The organism is Prosthecobacter algae (assembly GCF_039542385.1).
GTDB classification, from domain to species: Bacteria; Verrucomicrobiota; Verrucomicrobiia; order Verrucomicrobiales; family Verrucomicrobiaceae; genus Prosthecobacter; species Prosthecobacter algae.
The window spans coordinates 764,348-779,514 of sequence record NZ_BAABIA010000003.1 but is presented as its reverse complement, the minus strand read 5'-3'; the positions used below and the strand labels follow the sequence as shown (position 1 = coordinate 779,514).

The following is a 15,167-nucleotide window of genomic DNA, read 5'->3' as shown; positions in this document are numbered from 1 at the left end:
ATGCGGCAACGCAGAACTCGGTCTTCAGGCATGCATTAAACAACGGCCTAGAGCGAGCACGTTCAAGGCGCAAATGCGGTTCGAAGGCTAAGTCGATAAAAAAGTGTGAAGATCACAAAAAAGCCCCACCTTCTCGCGAGGGCGGGGCTTTGATGAGGGACATCCGACCGCTAGATCACGGTCGCACGTTCACAGGCTGCTTGGCGCTGGTGGCCTGGACGGGGGGTGCAGGCTTGGGCGCGACGGTGAAGAAGTACCCGGTGCCGCTGGACCCGACCGCATAGTCGAACTGCTTGAACTGCTCGCAGGAGCTGAGGGCGGCTGCGAAGGTGAGGATGCTGAGGAGCTTGATTGCTTTCATGGCAACTCACGCGGGGTGTCAAACCATGACGCCGATCAAGGCAGCGTCGGTTTGGCAATCCGATCTTCGATCAGCTTCCGAGTGACGGACTTGTAATGATCCGTCTGCTCTTTGGTTAAGCCGATCAGGATGGCCATATCTTCACGGGCAGCGGAGAGGGCGGCATTCATCTTATCTTCGCGCTCTTCCACATCCCGCTTATGAGCTGCCCAGGTCTCGACGATCTCGCGCCTGTAATCAGCCACCTCGCTTTTGTGATCCTTCTGCTGCTGCAGGTAGAGTCTGCCGATGTAGACGAGGGCGATCAAGAGCAGCACCTTCAAGCTCAGATCCTCCCAGCCTTTGTAGTCGCCGGAGATGTCAGCCAGGAAGGTACCCAGGCCCAAAGCTGACGCGATGGCCAGCTTGATTTCAAACGCGATGTTGTGGAACTGCTGTAGCATGGTCTAACAGGTCGTATGTTATTCGGCTTTGGCGGCGTCCCAGAGGGCTTTGTAGTGCAGGCCGTAGGAGACCATGATCTCACGGAAGCGCAGCGTGGTGACGACGTGCAGCTGGTCGCTGGCATCGGCGATGTTCTGCGGAGTTGCGTCGGTGATATACCCGAGGGACTGAGCCTCGCGCACAAGATTGAGCATCTGCGCGAATTGAGTGCGATCCCGATCCTTGAGGCTGAGTGTGAAACCTTCCGGCTGGACCGTGTAGCCAACCTCCAAGGCAGCGGCGGCCAGCTCACGCGCTGTCTTCAGCCGCACTTCCCACTGCCTCTCCACGCGATCCGCGAACCATACCACCTTTGGCTCTGCCACTTCGTTGGAGGCCACTTGCGGGGGCGGTGTCTTTACCAAGGGGACCACTTGCGGCGGCTGCCAGACGGCCAAGAGTGGTACGCGTAGCACCTCAAGATCCGGCACGCCCTGCTCATCGACAGGCAAGGTAACGAGTGTGAAGGTATCCGTGCGGCCAAACTGCTTGTAATCATCAGCCTGGCAGAAGACGCAAAGGAGAAGGAAGAGAAGGAAGGATTTCATGATCTTAGTAGGCGAGTTCTACGATGTCGGCACGCATGACTGAGCGCCAGTTTTCGGAGGCGATGTTGGTCACCTTCACGTCCAGGGCATCGTTCGTGTCATCGGCCGTGATGGTGATGTCGGTCGCTGCATTGGATTCGTAATCGGTGCCCACGGTGGCCACATCCAGAAGCGTTGTCGTGCCGCTCACATTCTTGATGATGATGTGCCTGGTATAACGATAAGCATCGCCAGCCGTGGACTTGCCACCGATGACCATGATCTGGATCCCCATCACCTTGCCAGCCGGGATAGTGAACCGGGAAGCCCCGCCGTTGAGAAAGAGCGTTGTAGGAGTGGCACCCGTCGTGTTGTTGCGTGCAACAAGAGCGCCCGCCTGGGCATCGCCAGTCGCACTGAAAGTGCCCGCTGCCCAGGCTTCCATCCCATATCGATCCGCCAAGGCACCCGTGCCAGCCGCCCTGCCATGCTCGGCTGTGACTGAATTCGATTGGCCACCACCGATGAAACCGAATTGGGCGCTCACAGTGTTCCCGATGCCTGCAAAAACACCCGCATAGTTTGAGGACGCGGTCGCCTGATAGCCGATGGCCTGGCTACCCGTGCCCCCGGTCGCTGAGGCCAGATACCCGCCCGCCATCCCATAGTTCCCTGTGGACCTGGAATATCGTCCCCAAGTGATGGAAGAAGTGCCGCTGGCAGTATCGGCTGCAGCGTTACGGAATGGCCCCTGGAGATCGATGGAATAAGAGCCAAGCTTTGCTCCGCCCGTGGCCGTGCCATCTGACTCGCCATAAAGTTTGAATCCGCCCGTGCCTTTCGGGGTGAGCACAAGATCTGCATTCGTAGTGCCACCTGTCACCGTCAGCTCGGCTGCATTGATGGTATTGTTAGGCGAGGCCGTGTTGAGTGTTTCCGTGAAGTTCGTTAAGCCAGATCCTCCTGATGCGGCTGCCCACTTCATGCCCTTCGTCTCTGCGCTGTCTGCGGTGAGGACGTGGGTATTAGTCCCCACGCCAAGGTCAACCCAGTTGGTCCCATCCCCCACGATCAGACGGCCCTTGGTAGGCGCGAGACCTGCCACGTCTGCGAGCTGCGCATCGTAGGCCTGGACATTGGTGCCGATGGCGAGGCCGAGGGCCGTCCGTGCCGCGCTTTCCGTGGTGGCCCCGGTGCCACCGCTGGCGATGTTCAGCGTCCCTCCCAGCGTGAGAGTGCCGCTGCTGGTGATCGGCCCACCTGAGAGCGTCATACCAGTGCCTGAGGCATCTCCTGATACGCTCGTCACAGAACCGACGCCTGTTGTGGTCCAGCTCGTGGTGCCGTCTGCATTGGTCGTCAGCACCTGGCCGCTAGTGCCGTATCCAGCGGCGGGCCTCAGGAGCAATTCCCCGGCGATCCGAGGGAGAAACACCTCGATCCCGTCATCGGAGGAAGGGTGAGCATAGAGTCCGACGTGGCCATACGCGGTCATTGGCTCAGAGGGCCAGTCAGGGTTGAAATAGACCTTGAAGCCATAGGCACCGCCTGTGATGGGGGCCGCGCCCATCAGAGGGATGCCTTCAGGGGCATCCACATCATAGCCCGTTACGCCTGTAAGCCTCCCCTTGGCATCCACGGTAAAACCCGCGATCTCATGCGTGCCTGGCGTGACACCCGTGGAAGCCAGCGTTGTGGCCACCGATCCCGTGCCAGATCCCGTGACATCACCTGTCAACGCAGTGATGCCGCTGCCGCCAGAAACGGTGTCCCATTTGATGCCCTTCGTTTGCGCACTGTCTGCGATCAACACTTGCCCATCGGTGCCCACGGCGAGGTCCACAAAGCTGGTTCCATTGCCCACGATCAGGCGGCCCTTGGTGGGAGCCAAGGCTCCCAGGCTATCGAGACTGGCTGAATACGCTTGAACATGGGCACCGATGACTAGACCCAGGCCAGATCTTGCCCCAGAGGGATCGGCTCCGCCAGTGCCGCCCTTGGCGACCGGAAGCTGCCCGGTAACCTCTCCGCCGTTCAGCTCGATGGTCGAGCCTAGCACGGTGGTATCCGGGTCATACGGCTGGACATCCACCCCCAGCTCCAAGCCGAGCGCGGCACGTGCATCGGCCGCATTCGCGCTCCCCGTGCCACCGTTGATGATCGGTAGAGTATCCGCCACCTCGCTGGCCAGACTGATCGTATTGCCGAGGATGGTCGTATTCGCATTGTAGGCTTGCACATGGGTGCCGATCACCAGCCCCGCCAGGGTGCGCAGACCTGAGTCATCCGCAGCCTCCAGCAGGCCGCGCCCGTAGCTCGTCGTGGTCAGAGCTGAGATGTCTGTCAGATCCGAATCCAGCGGTTGAAAAGCAGCAGCGGCAGCCGAGTCCGTCACAAAGTCGGACAAGTCGCCGATCATCGCCACCGTCCCTGCGAGATCCCGCCAGGTGATCGTCTTCCCGCTCGTCAGCGTGCCCGTGAATGTCAGCGTCGCGCCTGTGAGCGTGCTCGCGAAATTAGTCAGGCCGCTGCCCCCACCACCACCTCCAAAGCCCAAGACGGTGCTTCCGTCTTCAGCTTGGATGGTGGCCCCGGCTTTGATGATCAATGTCCCGCCGCTGGAGATCTGAATCGTTTTCCCCGTGGGCACTTTAAAGTTGGCCGTGAGGTTTCCATCCGGTTTTGTTTTCACCACGGGATCGGTGCTTTGGGCAGATGCCCAGCCACTCATGGCCAGGCCTAACAGGATATTCAGAAGGGTCTTTTTCATCAGGCAATTTCTTTCCACGTTTTTAAATTTTCGGCAGAGCGGTCATCAGGGATGATGATGCCAGCAGGCTCATTCTCGACATCGGCATCGCCTGGATCGGCATACAGAAGGAAGCGGCGCCGCTGATCGTACTCCCCGTTGTTGACGATGACTTCCACCTGCGTTCTCACCGACAGCGACACCGTAGGAATGCCATCCAGCTTCGTTGCACCGCCCCCGGTTAGGCCGATCACATCGGCATAGTAAGGTACCGTGCGTGCTGGGTTTGGCACCAGCGGCGGCGTATCGCCCGGCTGGAAATAAGAATTGATGATCGTCAGGGAGAAAGGATGGCTGCGCCGAGGGGCATCCTCGCCTGTCGGAGTCCATTCGATCTGGGCTGTGACAACCACCTCTGGATTTCCTGAAATCAGCGCTGCCAGGCCATCGCCCGAGACCAGGCATGCGAAAAGATAGCGGCTGGATCCTCCGTCGCCCGAGGCCTCCCACGCGGCATCCATCAGCAGAGGAGCTGACGCGAATTCGAGAGGTTGCTTAACGACCAGCACTCCCGAGGCCGTCACGTCGATCTCGACCGGAGTCGCAGCTTCCAGGAAGGCTACGGTCAGGTTCAGCGCCGTCCCCAGGATCGCGACCAAGCTTGGCGCGGCTATGTCCACGGTTGAGGCCTGGACTCGACCAGTCGCGGTATCGACGAAAACGGTTATAGGATCCACTCCGGGCGACGGATGTCAAAGGGGTCGACACGTGTCGACCCTCCCCCTTCATCACGGCAGCTCCCAAAACTTCACACTGGCACCCGCCTTTGCCGTGATGGCGCTGCCTGCGACTTCGCTCGCAAACCGGGCCACGATATCGCCATCCGCGCTTGGCTTCACCACGCCCTGGATGATGGCGATGTTGCCTGCTGCCAGGCTGGTGGCTCCAGCCGCGCTTGGCATGTCATAGGCGCTGGCGTAGTTGGTGGTCTCCGTGGTGGCCGTGAGGGTGTACGTGCTGCGATAGTTCAGCAGGGTGGTCGCAGGTCCATTGATAGACCAACGACTTCCGGTCCCCGTGGCAGCGGCGGTGTACGGAATCAGGAACTCGAATCCATAACTCTTGCCTGCGATCACAGGAAACTGCAGCCCGGTCACATCGGCCATCGTGTTGGCCACTGCGTTGTTGTTGACGACATCCGCCGAGATCCCGATGATCGAAGGGCGAAGAAGGCTTGCTGATGGCAGGGCAGCGGCATCCTCGGTGCCTCGCCAGACATTGTTCTCCAAGCGTAGGAGCACCGTCTGCGAACGTCGCCAGCCGCCGAGGCCTGGACGGCTGAAGGCAAACTCCCCGGCCAGCTCAATGAAGGGGCTTTGTTTCGTCTGGCCGATCTGCATCATGGCGTCCAGCTCTGTCACTTCGTAGTTGATAGCTGTCTCATACAACCCGGTCGCACTGTCGTATGTCCAGGTGTCTGCCGAGGCCAAAGGGGCGCTGTCATACAGGCCAGGCTTTTTGGAGACGAATACCATCTCGCTGCCGCCTGGGGCCTGCCAAGGTTCACCCCTGAGCAGGAGCTGGACGGCGATGTATTCACCCGCTCCGCGCTTAGCCTCGATCAGGTTCACGGGATCCAGCCGCCCCGCGCTGTGGACTAGCTTTTGTGTTTCAACGTCAAAGTAGAGTTTCATAAATTTGGTTAGCCGAAGGCACCGTATTCGATGTCTTGGCGTGGGTTCTCCCGCTTTCTAAGAAGGGTGTCGATGTGCGCTGCGAGGTGCTTGAGATGGCGGACAAACGCGAGGCTGTTCTTGGCTGGCCACTGATAGGCGTCCTTTTCTTTCTCAGGCCGCAACGGCCCCTCCGTCCGTTCTTCAAACTGAGTGCCGGGATCCGTGATCAGCACATCCTGACTCAAGGGAGGCAGCATCTTCAAAACGTAATTTCCGAAATGCACCAAGTCTTTCATCAGGCAGGGGCCTTCAGATTTGGGGAATCGGTAAGGCTTAACCTCAGGTCCATCGGTGTCGGGGTCTCGCGCCGGATCTTTGCTGCGCCGCACGCCTGGCGCTTCCCACGGCAGGGAGACCTGGGGGAATAACCAGGCCGCGTAATCGCGCAGCATCCACATCTGGAGCGGTCCTTGCGTGCGCTTCCAGCGGTAGGGCTTGACCTCAGGTTTGTCCTTCGTCATGCCTGCTGCCCTCCAGGTTCGCTCACGGGCAGGTAGGCGTATTGAACCGTCACATCGTGCTCAAGCCGTCCGGCTAGCAGTCTTTCAGCCGTTACATTGATCACCGTCCACGCAAATGGGAAGTTCCAGCGCCTCCCGGTCGTGGAGAGCGTGTCGACCGCACTTGAGTTGATGGTCGGAGTGTCGGTCGGGATCTCGACACCGACGAGCTGCTGCCCGATCAGGTGCGTGGGAGGCATGCCATTCATCAGGAATCGTTCCGTCATCTGAATACGCTGCAGCGGCGTAACCCAATTTTGCGGCTCCGAACCAGCGAGGCCCGCGATGGCAAAGGCCGTTGCAGCTCTGATCTCCTTGCCGTTTGTTGAGTAGCGGCGCTTCACCGCCTTGGGCAGGTAGATGCCCCGGCAGGCGCATTGCATCCTCCAGATGTGACCGTGTGCGTTAACGTCTTCACCTTCCAGGTCTGTGATCACCAGGCTAGGGTAAAGCGGATGTGACACGCCCTGGAGATAGTTCTGCGGTCGCATCGTCAACACCGTCAGCGGCCCTTCATCGAAACCTTCCTCCGGGCGACGGATGCGGTTCGACTCGATCTTGTCCGCCGAGTTTACAAAGCCTTCGGACATGAGCCTATGCACCCACCTAGGGCCGTCTCGTTTGCTGGACACCTCCTTGATGCGCATCAGCGGACGCCGGGGCGGGGCTGTGCCATCCACGAAAGAATCTTCGGCACTGGTCTGCCAGACCTGCATGCTGGTATCCAGGCCGTCTTTATGCCGGATCAATTCTTCCGGCTCGACCTCCATGTCGAGGGTGCCGTATTCTGCAAAAGGGTCTGATAAAAAGTAGCTCATGATCCAGAGAGGAGGGCAACAATCTGAGGAAGGGCTTGGGCGACGATCTGACCCACGGATGCGTTCGGATCCGCAGCGCCTTGCGGCTCAGCGGCGTTCTGCTGGGCCTTGTCTTTCAGTTGGTCTGTAGCACCAGGCTTTTGTTTCTGGAGCTGTTCGTAAGCATCCAAACCGGGCGTCTCGAAAGTGTTACGCAGGGGCGTCTTCTGCATTTCATCGTAGGCGTCAAGGAGGGGGGTATCGAAGGTATCCCGCAGACGCGTTTTCTGGTTATCGTAGAAGCCATTCAAGCCACTGCCACCGCCACCAATGCGACCGTCATCACCCGAGATATGAGCATTGATGCGCTTGCGGCCATCGGTATGGCGACGGCCTTCCTCGTCATAGCGCGAGTTCCTTTGGCGCTTGTTGATGGCATCCTGCAGCGCCGCTTTTTCACGAGCGATCTCCAGGGCCTTTTGTTCCGACAAACCCGTTTCATCCATGATGCGTTTGGCTTCACGGCGAATGTCCAGTTCCCGTTGCATCTGCTGCGCTTTGGCCTGGTGACCAGCGGCCAGCTCACGCATGATCTGCAATTCCTCGCCCATCTCTCCCACGGCGCTTTGGCGCTGCCTCTGTTTGATGGCATCACTGATGGCCCGCTCGGCGGTCACTTTCTGGGTAGCAATGGACAGGGCCTCAGCCTCGGAGATGTTGAGGGACTGCTGTAGTTCTTTGGCCCGCTGTTTAATGGACAACTGATCTTGCAGTTGAGTGACACGAAGGGACTCCTCATCACCGCTTTCGACGATGGCCTTGTTGATCTGAATCTCCAGGTCCAGGATCTCGCGCTTGAAGCGGACTTCCTTGGCGGATTCAGCGGCATCCTGGGATTCCTGCGCTGCCTTGTTGCGCATGTTCTCGGTTAGGCCTGAAAGCTTCTCCTGAACGGCTACAGCTTCCTTGAGCCTGGCCAGCGTATTCGCCGCGCCCGTGGCATCGCCGCTCGCCCGCTGAGCCGCTGCCAGCCTTTCTAGGTCTGCAATGCTGCCGATCTGCCCGGACTGTCCCGCGCCCAGGCTGGCATCTTCCATGATCCTTCGGAGCTGCGCTTCAAAGGCAGCGAGCTTTTGGTCGTCGGGCAACAGGGAGATCTTCGAATCCTGGATGTCCTTGGTCAGGGAGTGGATCTGCTGCCAGGCTTTGATTCGCTTCTCATCCTCTTCCTGTTTGCGTTTGGCTGCCGCTTCCTGTTCAGCCTCCGAGGCTTCTTGCTCTTTGCGGATCTGAGCCTGAGTCGCTGCACTGCGCTCGACCACAGCCAGCCAGTTCTTTTGCATGTCTTCGAGGATTCCGACTTCCAGTTCGAGATCTCCTGTGGATTTGCCTTCACGCCTTGCCCGCGTCAATGAACCTTGAGCCAGCTCTAAGCGCTGCTGAAGAAGACGCTCTGCATCAGCCGTCTTCCCCTTGTCGAGAAGCTGTCGAATATCTTCGCCGCCATTCCTTTTTCGTGAATCAGCGTTGTCTTTGTTAATGGCCTCATCGTAGGACTTAGCCAAGGCTTGGCCTGCTTTGTAACCGACAGCGGCCGCCCCATCAATGATCTGGATACTTGCGCCAGCCAGTGCGCCATAAGGCCCCATGGAGGAAAGTACCACCGTTAGACCATCCATCATCGCAGGCCCCATCTTGGATCCTGCCTCGCCTCCTATCGCCTTGCCGATGCCGCCAGCGATCCCCTTAGAGCGATCAATGAAAGCGGAGGATAACCCCGAAAGCATCAAAGGCACCATGCCATTCATGCTCGCCAGCATCACACCACCAGCCGACTGCGGGAAGCTTCGGAAGGAAGTTTTAAAGCCTTCCATGAATCCCATGCTGGCTTTGGCTCCACTCATGCGAGCATCCCTGACAGCCGCGCCGATATCAATGGTTGACTCCCATTTGTTAGGCCCTGCCGTGACATATGGCGAACGCTTGTCACGAGTGCCGGCCGCAGTGCTATTGGCCTGTTGTGCAGCCGCGTTCTGCTGGAGTGCCGCTGTCTCCTGCTGCAGGGCGGCTGTACTGGCTTTGGCTGCGGCAGCAAATTCCAGCTTCTGCTTGATCATGCCGCCGAATTTCATCAGGCTAATGGCAGCGCCGATGGCCAGCATGCTTGGTCCCAGCTCTGCGAGATTGGCCCCTAGGCGGATGGCGGTGGGAAGCCATTCGATCACGACTGAGACAAGCTGAGAAAAGCTTTCGGCCACGTTGGCTACATCCACACCAGCATCCTTCATTTGATCAACCCAGGCCTGATCCTGGAGCTGCTCAGCGAGCTGTTTAGCCGCTCTCACCGCTAGCTCGAAAAGCTGTTGTGTGGTCGCGCCCAGCGCCTTGTCGATGGCGCTGTTAAGCGAGCTGAAAGTCACGGTCGCGCTGTCACCCGCCTCGCCAAACTCACCCAGCTTGGCATTCAGGAATGCAAAGATGGCATCGCCATCCCCTCGGATAGAATTGATGTCTTCGTTGGTGATCCCCAGGATCTTCGCGATCTGACTGTCCTTGGTGATGGTGCCTGTGAGGATGGACCTGAACTCTTGCCGGATCTGATCCAAGGGCAGGCCTGCATTGGCGATGGCGTTGGCGAATTTGGCCACCAGCTCGATGTTCTGCATCGTGCTCAGTCCGACCCCTTTCGAGGCGGCCAGCGTGCCCATGAAGCCCCCGACAAGATCCTGGAGGCCACCTGCTGTGATCGGCTCCAGCTCGATGATCCGTTCCAGCGCTCGGCCTGCCTCATTCTTCGCAGCGACCTTGTTTAGGCCGTCGAAACGCCGCAGCACGTTGCTGATCCCGACCGTTGAGTCTGAAAGGGTTTGGTTGAAATCCAGGCCACGCTGCACGCCCGCGATTGCCTTCCGTGCCACCACCGCCGCTCCATCGAGACCCGCGAACGCCGTCGCGAATTTGACCCCGCTGCCGATGCTGCCCAGGGCTGCCTCAGAGCGCTTTTTCGTCTGCTCGGCAATGGACACCAGCTCGTTGGCACCTTTGCGTGCAGCCGTGTTGTCCCAGCCCATGCGGGCGATTGCGTCAGCGGAGGAAGAGGAGGCCATGCGGATCGAGCTTGCGACCGCGTCGGACGGTCGTATGCTTCCGGCATGTCAAACCCAGCCTTCATCTTCCAGGCGCTCTTCTGGGCTTTTGCGGCGGTCGTATGCGCCTTTCCCTTCATCGGGCCTTGGAGCATCCTTCTGGTATTGCTGGCTGGCCTGGGTGGTTTTGCCGCTCATGTGAACGGTCAGAACAAAGGCCCCCAGGGCTAAAGCCCGAGCTGCTTTCTCGCCTCAGCCATCCAAGCACCCGTCTTGCTGGCGGACTTGTCCAGCCACAAGGTTGCTGCCCCATCGTAGATCCAGCGCCCATGGATCAGCGTCCGGCCCCGCGCCAGGCTCAGCTCCCATTCCATCTGCCACGGTGTCATGGAGCCCTGCAGCGCTGCTGTGAGCATCACGAGGTAGCTGCCTTGCCAGATCGGCACTGCCGTGTTGCCTGAGTCGCCTTTTCGATCCGTCGCCTTCAGCCGGGCTTGTGGGATGATGGCATCCTTGCGGATCTGTTTGGCCAGCCGGATGGCCGCGCTTGTCTGATGCCTGGCCACGTGCTCGTCACCCCAGGCCTCGGCTGCCTCGATCACGCTCATCAACTCCCCGCCATCCAGCTCCTGGGCTGGAGTAGCGCAGATGTAGAGCAGCTTGATGGCGTGGCCTGCCTCCAGTTTGTCCAGGCCCCAGGTTTCCACGACCGCTGCATCGACCTCGCAGGCCTGGAGCCACGTTTCTTCGCGGCCCAGGCTGTAAGGATAGAGCTTCAGCTTGTTCCAACGATAGACGGCATTCCAGGACTTCCGACGCGCCTCCTCGGCGGCCTCCATGAGGGCCGCCCGTTTGCCGTCCGCGCCCAGGGTGATGGGCTTGGCGTTGGGGAGCGGCTGTTCAGCCTTGAGCTGCCGGATCCCCGGTTCGCTCTGGATCAGTTGCATCACGCTTGTGGGCTTGGTTGTGGATCAGCAGTGCTAGGGTCACCGCATCGATGGTCTTCGAGCGTGGCACCCATTCATCACCCCATTGCTCGATGGCCTCGATAAACTTGGGGGTATCAGCGCGGAGGTGCCTGTACTGCCACGGCTCATGGCTCAGCAGATAGAGCATCTTCACCGCGCAACTCCCGAACGCATCCAGGTTCTTCATCACGTCCGCGAAAGGCAGAGGTACATCGGCCTCGCAAAGCCGATGCCACAGATCTTCAACCGACCGCTCATAGGAGCGCAGCTCGTATTCGGTCCAGGTCACCACCTTCGTCTTTTCATCCTTCACTGGACGCATCCAGACGTGTTTCTTTGGACCCAGAGGCGTCCCCACATTTTCTCCCGGCATGGGCGCATCATCGGTGGTCAGATCCTCGACCACCACCTGAGGTTTCGATCCGCGTTGCCCTTGTTTTTTTGCTGCGTTTTTCCTCATAATCAGATTTTGAAATTATTGTTAACGATGTCCATCACTCGCCCGCTGGCATTGCTGGTGACGATGGCCTTTCGCCCTGTGCCCTCTGGACGAAGGATGATCATTCGCCCCGTGTTGCCGAGGTGCTTCAACAGCTCACCATGCACGCGCCTGGCGGTGTAGGCCGCGATGAGCGGGTGCTTCGGATCCCGATCTTCGATCAGCAATGACTTCTGGCCTGGTGCAGTCCGCATGGCGATGTTGATGCCGTTGTATCGGCCCGTGCTGCCATCCTCTAGCCTGAGGGCATGCCCCTCGACTGGCAGGGTGTAAATGTGGTGCTTCCCGTTGTACTCGATCTTAACGCAAGGGAGGCCGAGGGTGCCCAATGCGGCCACCAGTGACAAGTCAGCGAGCCGGAACACAGCCTGGGCATTGATCATCTCCTGGGCTTCCTCACCGTCCCGATATTCGGTCGCGTGACTGTCGGCCACACCGACCAGCCTCAGTCGCCGCCCGTGTTTCTGGGCATCGAGAAGCATCTCGTAGTTGTGCTCCGCCCGAGCGCCTTGGAGGAAGGGATGCAGCGGAAATTGCTTCTCCAGAGACCCGTCATGCCAGCACTTGATGATGAGCGTTCGGTTATACGGTGTCGTGCCTCCGACATTGATGTCACCGATGAAGAACTGAGTGAGGACATTGCCCGAGCGGGCATCCTGGGTGACTTGCGTGCGGATGGGGAAACCGAGCCCCCCGAGGCAGGCTGCCTCTTTGGTGTTGGACGTGGACCATGAATAGGACATAAGCGGATCGAAAGGGTAAAGGGTGGGCAGCCTCGAAGGAGACTACCCACCCAGGTTGACGGGAAACGGTTAGACGATCACTGGCTGTTCGATGCCAGGATAGACCGTGAAGTTGAGGTCATCGGTCGGCTCCTCTTCGTCAGAGGTGTCGAGGGTGAAGTCATCAAAGTAGATCAGCCTGTTGTCGCTGGCATTGAAGCCGTGGACCTGATCGGTGCCCGTGAAATTCAGGAGCGCGTAAGCGTTGCCCGGATGCAGCAGGCAGATACCCTGGAGGGCACCGCCTGGGCCAGGGATCGGCTTACCGTTCACAGTGATGTTCAGCACTGGATTTTCGCCACGCACATAGGTCACCATGCGCGTCTCAGGGTTCTTTTTTTCGACCTTCGTGCGAGAGCCCTTGAAGCTCGTTTTCATCACGATAAGCCCTGTCTCGTCGACCTGGTCGTAACCAGGTTTTACTCCGTGTTCGATAATTGCAGGAACCGCCATATTGAGAATGAATTAATGGTTTGGCATGGATCGAAATTAAGGAGCCACCAGCACGGCAGAGCCTTGAAGGAGGCGCGGGTGGAAGTGAGCTTTCGTGGCCGATTTGGCCACCAGCACCACGATGGGGTAAGACCCCGCCGCCAGGTCCGCGACCGGGCAGATGCCGCCAGCCGTCGCTGAAAGGACGTAGATGCCACCAGGGGCCGCCAGGGACAGCGTGGCACCAACGGTGAGGTCAGGATCATCAATGATCACGCGGACGAACTGGCCCGCCGCCACATCACCGTAGGCCATGCCGAGCACACCTTTGGCGGCGAGCACGTTGCCATCGGCTGGCTTGATCTTGCCACCGTCAGTGGCATCGGCATAGACCAGCATGCCACGCGTGAGGGTCGCACCTGCGGTGCCATCCTGAAAGCGGGCATTGGCGCTGGCCAGGACGTTGGCAGCCGTGATGGAAAGATCTGCTGCAGGCGCAGAGACCGAGAAGACAGCGAGGGCGAGGAGGGAGAGGAGACGTTTCATTGGGATAATCCGCATTTTGCGAGTTCGCTCAGTTCGGGATGTCAAATCAGCGCTTGGCGATGGCGCGGATCTGAATGCGCTGCGTGATGTCACGCGTGTGTTTTTCCTCGTCTTCGTCACTCTCGAGATTCAGCTCGATGCGCTTGTGGGTGATGCTCCAGCCCGTTCTCCTTTCGAGGGGCAAGGTGCCGATGAAAGCCGCCCATTTTTCATCATTCGAGAGCCATCGTTGGATGGCCTCCATCTGCACTGCCGCTTCTTCCGGCTGGTCACCGTCCTTTTTGACCGCGATGCGCAAAGTCACCAGCACGTCGCCCGCGAAGATGGAGCGATGGTTGCTGTCCTTTGCTTCACAGGTCACGAGAAGGTTCGGCCGCGTGAGCTTACCAGTCTGCATCTGATGAGTCCGGGGCAGGGCCTGGACATTGGGGATGCCAGATTCCGCATCGGCGGCAATCAGGAAATCACAGAAGAGTTTCGCGTAGTGGTTTGTCCATTCGTAGGCCATGCCTGCCCCCTGATGTCAATCAGGCCGCTGCCCGGCTTGTGCTGAAGCCCGCTTTCTTCAAGGCCGCCCGCAAGACATAAGGAAGGCGCCGATTGAGCGCCTTCTTCCGGTAACGGATCACGTAATCGACCCGCCGCTGAAGGTCATTCGCCGCGCCGTACTTCACCCTGTTCTTCATGACGATCACCATCTTCTCCGTCCCTGACATCTCGATGGCGATGTCGCCGTTGCCGGAACCGTGCCTGGTGATCCAGGCTGGCAGGCGCACTCCTAGCTTGGAGGCTGCCGATACCCAGCCGCTGGACAACAGGCCTACCCGACCCTGCATCTTTTTGACGTAGGCCTTCAGCTCCGCCGCATCTGTCACAACCATCATCACCCGTTGGCGGGTAATGCGGCCCTGCTTGTTGCGGAACCGTTTGTGCATCACGCCCTCGTCGAATTTAGCAAAGCTGCGCGTGGCGATAAAGGTGCGACCGCCCACATTCCGCAGGATCTCACCCGCGCCCGTGAAGTCCCCGCCGCGAAACAGGGCCCAGAAGATCTTCGCTGAGTCGATGTCCACTTCCTTCAAGGCATCATAGGCCTGCCTGGGGGTGGCATACACGCGGTAGATGTCCCGCTGCACGGCGGACTCCCCTTGTTTCTTCGCCTTGATCCCCGTGTTGCCCGCATTGGCAGGCGGAGTGATTTCAATGACTCCAGGTGTGCCACGCCCCCCGCTGATGAAGAGCTTGGCCTCTTGATTGATGAGCGTCGTCATCTCCTTGCCCAGGGCACCAGGGACCCTCTTTAGCTTTTCGATCAGCGGTCGGATGTCGATCTCTGACCGCTTTCTCATGAGTGCTCCTCGATGCAGTCGAAGATCCACAGCAGGTCATGCGGCGAGATCCCCGAGTTGATGCCCTTGAGCTTCCAGCGATCCTCCCGACCACCGAGCGAAAAGATCGTATCAATCTCCGGAGCCCTCACGATGAGATCTCGGAGCACGTAAAACTTGCACTTCTTTTGCTCCACAAAGCCGCCTTGCTCAGAGTCGAGACCGTAGGTCACGAAACCTTCCCGGCCATCGGCTTTCAGATCCACGTTACCGTCTTTCCATTGGAGTTCGCAGGGGCGCTGCGCACGCAGGGTCATCTCCCCGGTGATCTGCCTGTTGCGGATAAGGTGGGGACTCATGTCAGGTCGAAGCT

Annotated in this window: 18 protein-coding genes; all 18 read right to left on the bottom strand. The window is 59.3% G+C overall.

The features are described 5' to 3' along the window. Window positions 1–175: 175 nt before the first annotated feature. Window positions 176–361 carry a hypothetical protein gene (locus ABEB25_RS09955; protein ID WP_345736239.1) on the bottom strand — a complete coding sequence of 62 codons (186 nt, stop codon included), beginning with the start codon at window positions 359–361 and terminating at the stop codon, window positions 176–178. 35 nt (window positions 362–396) lie between these two features. Continuing rightward, on the bottom strand, window positions 397–804 hold the full coding sequence (locus ABEB25_RS09950) for a hypothetical protein (protein ID WP_345736238.1): 408 nt from the start codon (window positions 802–804) through the stop codon (window positions 397–399). Window positions 805–822: 18 nt separating this feature from the next. Further along, window positions 823–1,392 carry a hypothetical protein gene (locus tag ABEB25_RS09945; RefSeq protein ID WP_345736237.1) on the bottom strand — a complete coding sequence of 190 codons (570 nt, stop codon included), beginning with the start codon at window positions 1,390–1,392 and terminating at the stop codon, window positions 823–825. A gap of 4 nt (window positions 1,393–1,396) precedes the next feature. Beyond that, complete coding sequence (locus tag ABEB25_RS09940) at window positions 1,397–4,141, bottom strand: beta strand repeat-containing protein (protein ID WP_345736236.1); 2,745 nt, start codon at window positions 4,139–4,141, stop codon at window positions 1,397–1,399. Further along, window positions 4,141–4,779: a hypothetical protein gene (locus ABEB25_RS09935; protein ID WP_345736235.1), complete on the bottom strand. Its 639-nt coding sequence runs from the start codon at window positions 4,777–4,779 to the stop codon at window positions 4,141–4,143. Before ABEB25_RS09935 ends, ABEB25_RS09940 begins: the two co-directional genes overlap by 1 nt. 129 nt (window positions 4,780–4,908) lie before the next feature. Further along, on the bottom strand, window positions 4,909–5,814 hold the full coding sequence (locus ABEB25_RS09930; protein ID WP_345736234.1) for a hypothetical protein: 906 nt from the start codon (window positions 5,812–5,814) through the stop codon (window positions 4,909–4,911). Window positions 5,815–5,822: 8 nt separating this feature from the next. After that, window positions 5,823–6,317, bottom strand: coding sequence for a hypothetical protein (locus ABEB25_RS09925; RefSeq protein WP_345736233.1), 495 nt, complete (start codon window positions 6,315–6,317; stop codon window positions 5,823–5,825). After that, complete coding sequence (locus ABEB25_RS09920) at window positions 6,314–7,174, bottom strand: hypothetical protein (RefSeq protein ID WP_345736232.1); 861 nt, start codon at window positions 7,172–7,174, stop codon at window positions 6,314–6,316. The genes ABEB25_RS09925 and ABEB25_RS09920 overlap by 4 nt, the downstream gene beginning before the upstream one ends. After that, window positions 7,171–10,260, bottom strand: a complete 3,090-nt coding sequence (locus ABEB25_RS09915) for a coiled-coil domain-containing protein (RefSeq protein WP_345736231.1) — start codon at window positions 10,258–10,260, stop codon at window positions 7,171–7,173. Before ABEB25_RS09915 ends, ABEB25_RS09920 begins: the two co-directional genes overlap by 4 nt. Before the next feature lie 48 nt (window positions 10,261–10,308). Continuing rightward, window positions 10,309–10,437 carry a hypothetical protein gene (locus ABEB25_RS09910; RefSeq protein WP_345736230.1) on the bottom strand — a complete coding sequence of 43 codons (129 nt, stop codon included), beginning with the start codon at window positions 10,435–10,437 and terminating at the stop codon, window positions 10,309–10,311. Window positions 10,438–10,466: 29 nt separating this feature from the next. After that, window positions 10,467–11,186 (bottom strand): hypothetical protein, encoded by a 720-nt coding sequence (locus ABEB25_RS09905; protein WP_345736229.1) that lies wholly within the window; start codon window positions 11,184–11,186, stop codon window positions 10,467–10,469. Further along, on the bottom strand, window positions 11,140–11,667 hold the full coding sequence (locus ABEB25_RS09900; RefSeq protein ID WP_345736228.1) for a hypothetical protein: 528 nt from the start codon (window positions 11,665–11,667) through the stop codon (window positions 11,140–11,142). The genes ABEB25_RS09905 and ABEB25_RS09900 overlap by 47 nt, the downstream gene beginning before the upstream one ends. A gap of 2 nt (window positions 11,668–11,669) precedes the next feature. Next, entirely contained in the window at window positions 11,670–12,449 is a 780-nt protein-coding gene (locus tag ABEB25_RS09895) for a hypothetical protein (protein WP_345736227.1), read from the bottom strand. Window positions 12,450–12,518: 69 nt separating this feature from the next. Then, window positions 12,519–12,866, bottom strand: a complete 348-nt coding sequence (locus ABEB25_RS09890) for a hypothetical protein (RefSeq protein WP_345736226.1) — start codon at window positions 12,864–12,866, stop codon at window positions 12,519–12,521. A 111-nt stretch (window positions 12,867–12,977) separates the two neighbouring features. Then, the gene (locus ABEB25_RS09885; RefSeq protein WP_345736225.1) at window positions 12,978–13,466 is read right to left on the bottom strand and encodes a hypothetical protein; all 489 of its coding nucleotides are present in this window, start codon (window positions 13,464–13,466) and stop codon (window positions 12,978–12,980) included. 46 nt (window positions 13,467–13,512) lie between these two features. After that, complete coding sequence (locus tag ABEB25_RS09880; RefSeq protein WP_345736224.1) at window positions 13,513–13,974, bottom strand: hypothetical protein; 462 nt, start codon at window positions 13,972–13,974, stop codon at window positions 13,513–13,515. A 19-nt stretch (window positions 13,975–13,993) separates the two neighbouring features. Further along, complete coding sequence (locus ABEB25_RS09875) at window positions 13,994–14,815, bottom strand: hypothetical protein (protein WP_345736223.1); 822 nt, start codon at window positions 14,813–14,815, stop codon at window positions 13,994–13,996. Then, window positions 14,812–15,153 (bottom strand): hypothetical protein, encoded by a 342-nt coding sequence (locus tag ABEB25_RS09870; RefSeq protein ID WP_345736222.1) that lies wholly within the window; start codon window positions 15,151–15,153, stop codon window positions 14,812–14,814. Before ABEB25_RS09870 ends, ABEB25_RS09875 begins: the two co-directional genes overlap by 4 nt. Window positions 15,154–15,167: the final 14 nt, after the last annotated feature.

What these genes read in the sequence shown, in the direction of transcription:
- ABEB25_RS09940 (WP_345736236.1), bottom strand. Translation starts at nt 4,141, where the DNA reads ATGAAAAAGACCCTTCTGAATATCCTGTTAGGCCTGGCCATGAGTGGC.
- ABEB25_RS09880 (WP_345736224.1), bottom strand. Translation starts at nt 13,974, where the DNA reads ATGGCCTACGAATGGACAAACCACTACGCGAAACTCTTCTGTGATTTC.
- ABEB25_RS09905 (WP_345736229.1), bottom strand. Translation starts at nt 11,186, where the DNA reads ATGCAACTGATCCAGAGCGAACCGGGGATCCGGCAGCTCAAGGCTGAA.
- ABEB25_RS09955 (WP_345736239.1), bottom strand. Translation starts at nt 361, where the DNA reads ATGAAAGCAATCAAGCTCCTCAGCATCCTCACCTTCGCAGCCGCCCTC.
- ABEB25_RS09885 (WP_345736225.1), bottom strand. Translation starts at nt 13,466, where the DNA reads ATGAAACGTCTCCTCTCCCTCCTCGCCCTCGCTGTCTTCTCGGTCTCT.
- ABEB25_RS09910 (WP_345736230.1), bottom strand. Translation starts at nt 10,437, where the DNA reads ATGAGCGGCAAAACCACCCAGGCCAGCCAGCAATACCAGAAGGATGCT.
- ABEB25_RS09900 (WP_345736228.1), bottom strand. Translation starts at nt 11,667, where the DNA reads ATGAGGAAAAACGCAGCAAAAAAACAAGGGCAACGCGGATCGAAACCT.
- ABEB25_RS09875 (WP_345736223.1), bottom strand. Translation starts at nt 14,815, where the DNA reads ATGAGAAAGCGGTCAGAGATCGACATCCGACCGCTGATCGAAAAGCTA.
- ABEB25_RS09890 (WP_345736226.1), bottom strand. Translation starts at nt 12,866, where the DNA reads ATGAAAACGAGCTTCAAGGGCTCTCGCACGAAGGTCGAAAAAAAGAAC.
- ABEB25_RS09870 (WP_345736222.1), bottom strand. Translation starts at nt 15,153, where the DNA reads ATGAGTCCCCACCTTATCCGCAACAGGCAGATCACCGGGGAGATGACC.
- ABEB25_RS09925 (WP_345736233.1), bottom strand. Translation starts at nt 6,317, where the DNA reads ATGACGAAGGACAAACCTGAGGTCAAGCCCTACCGCTGGAAGCGCACG.
- ABEB25_RS09945 (WP_345736237.1), bottom strand. Translation starts at nt 1,392, where the DNA reads ATGAAATCCTTCCTTCTCTTCCTTCTCCTTTGCGTCTTCTGCCAGGCT.
- ABEB25_RS09920 (WP_345736232.1), bottom strand. Translation starts at nt 7,174, where the DNA reads ATGAGCTACTTTTTATCAGACCCTTTTGCAGAATACGGCACCCTCGAC.
- ABEB25_RS09930 (WP_345736234.1), bottom strand. Translation starts at nt 5,814, where the DNA reads ATGAAACTCTACTTTGACGTTGAAACACAAAAGCTAGTCCACAGCGCG.
- ABEB25_RS09915 (WP_345736231.1), bottom strand. Translation starts at nt 10,260, where the DNA reads ATGGCCTCCTCTTCCTCCGCTGACGCAATCGCCCGCATGGGCTGGGAC.
- ABEB25_RS09950 (WP_345736238.1), bottom strand. Translation starts at nt 804, where the DNA reads ATGCTACAGCAGTTCCACAACATCGCGTTTGAAATCAAGCTGGCCATC.
- ABEB25_RS09895 (WP_345736227.1), bottom strand. Translation starts at nt 12,449, where the DNA reads ATGTCCTATTCATGGTCCACGTCCAACACCAAAGAGGCAGCCTGCCTC.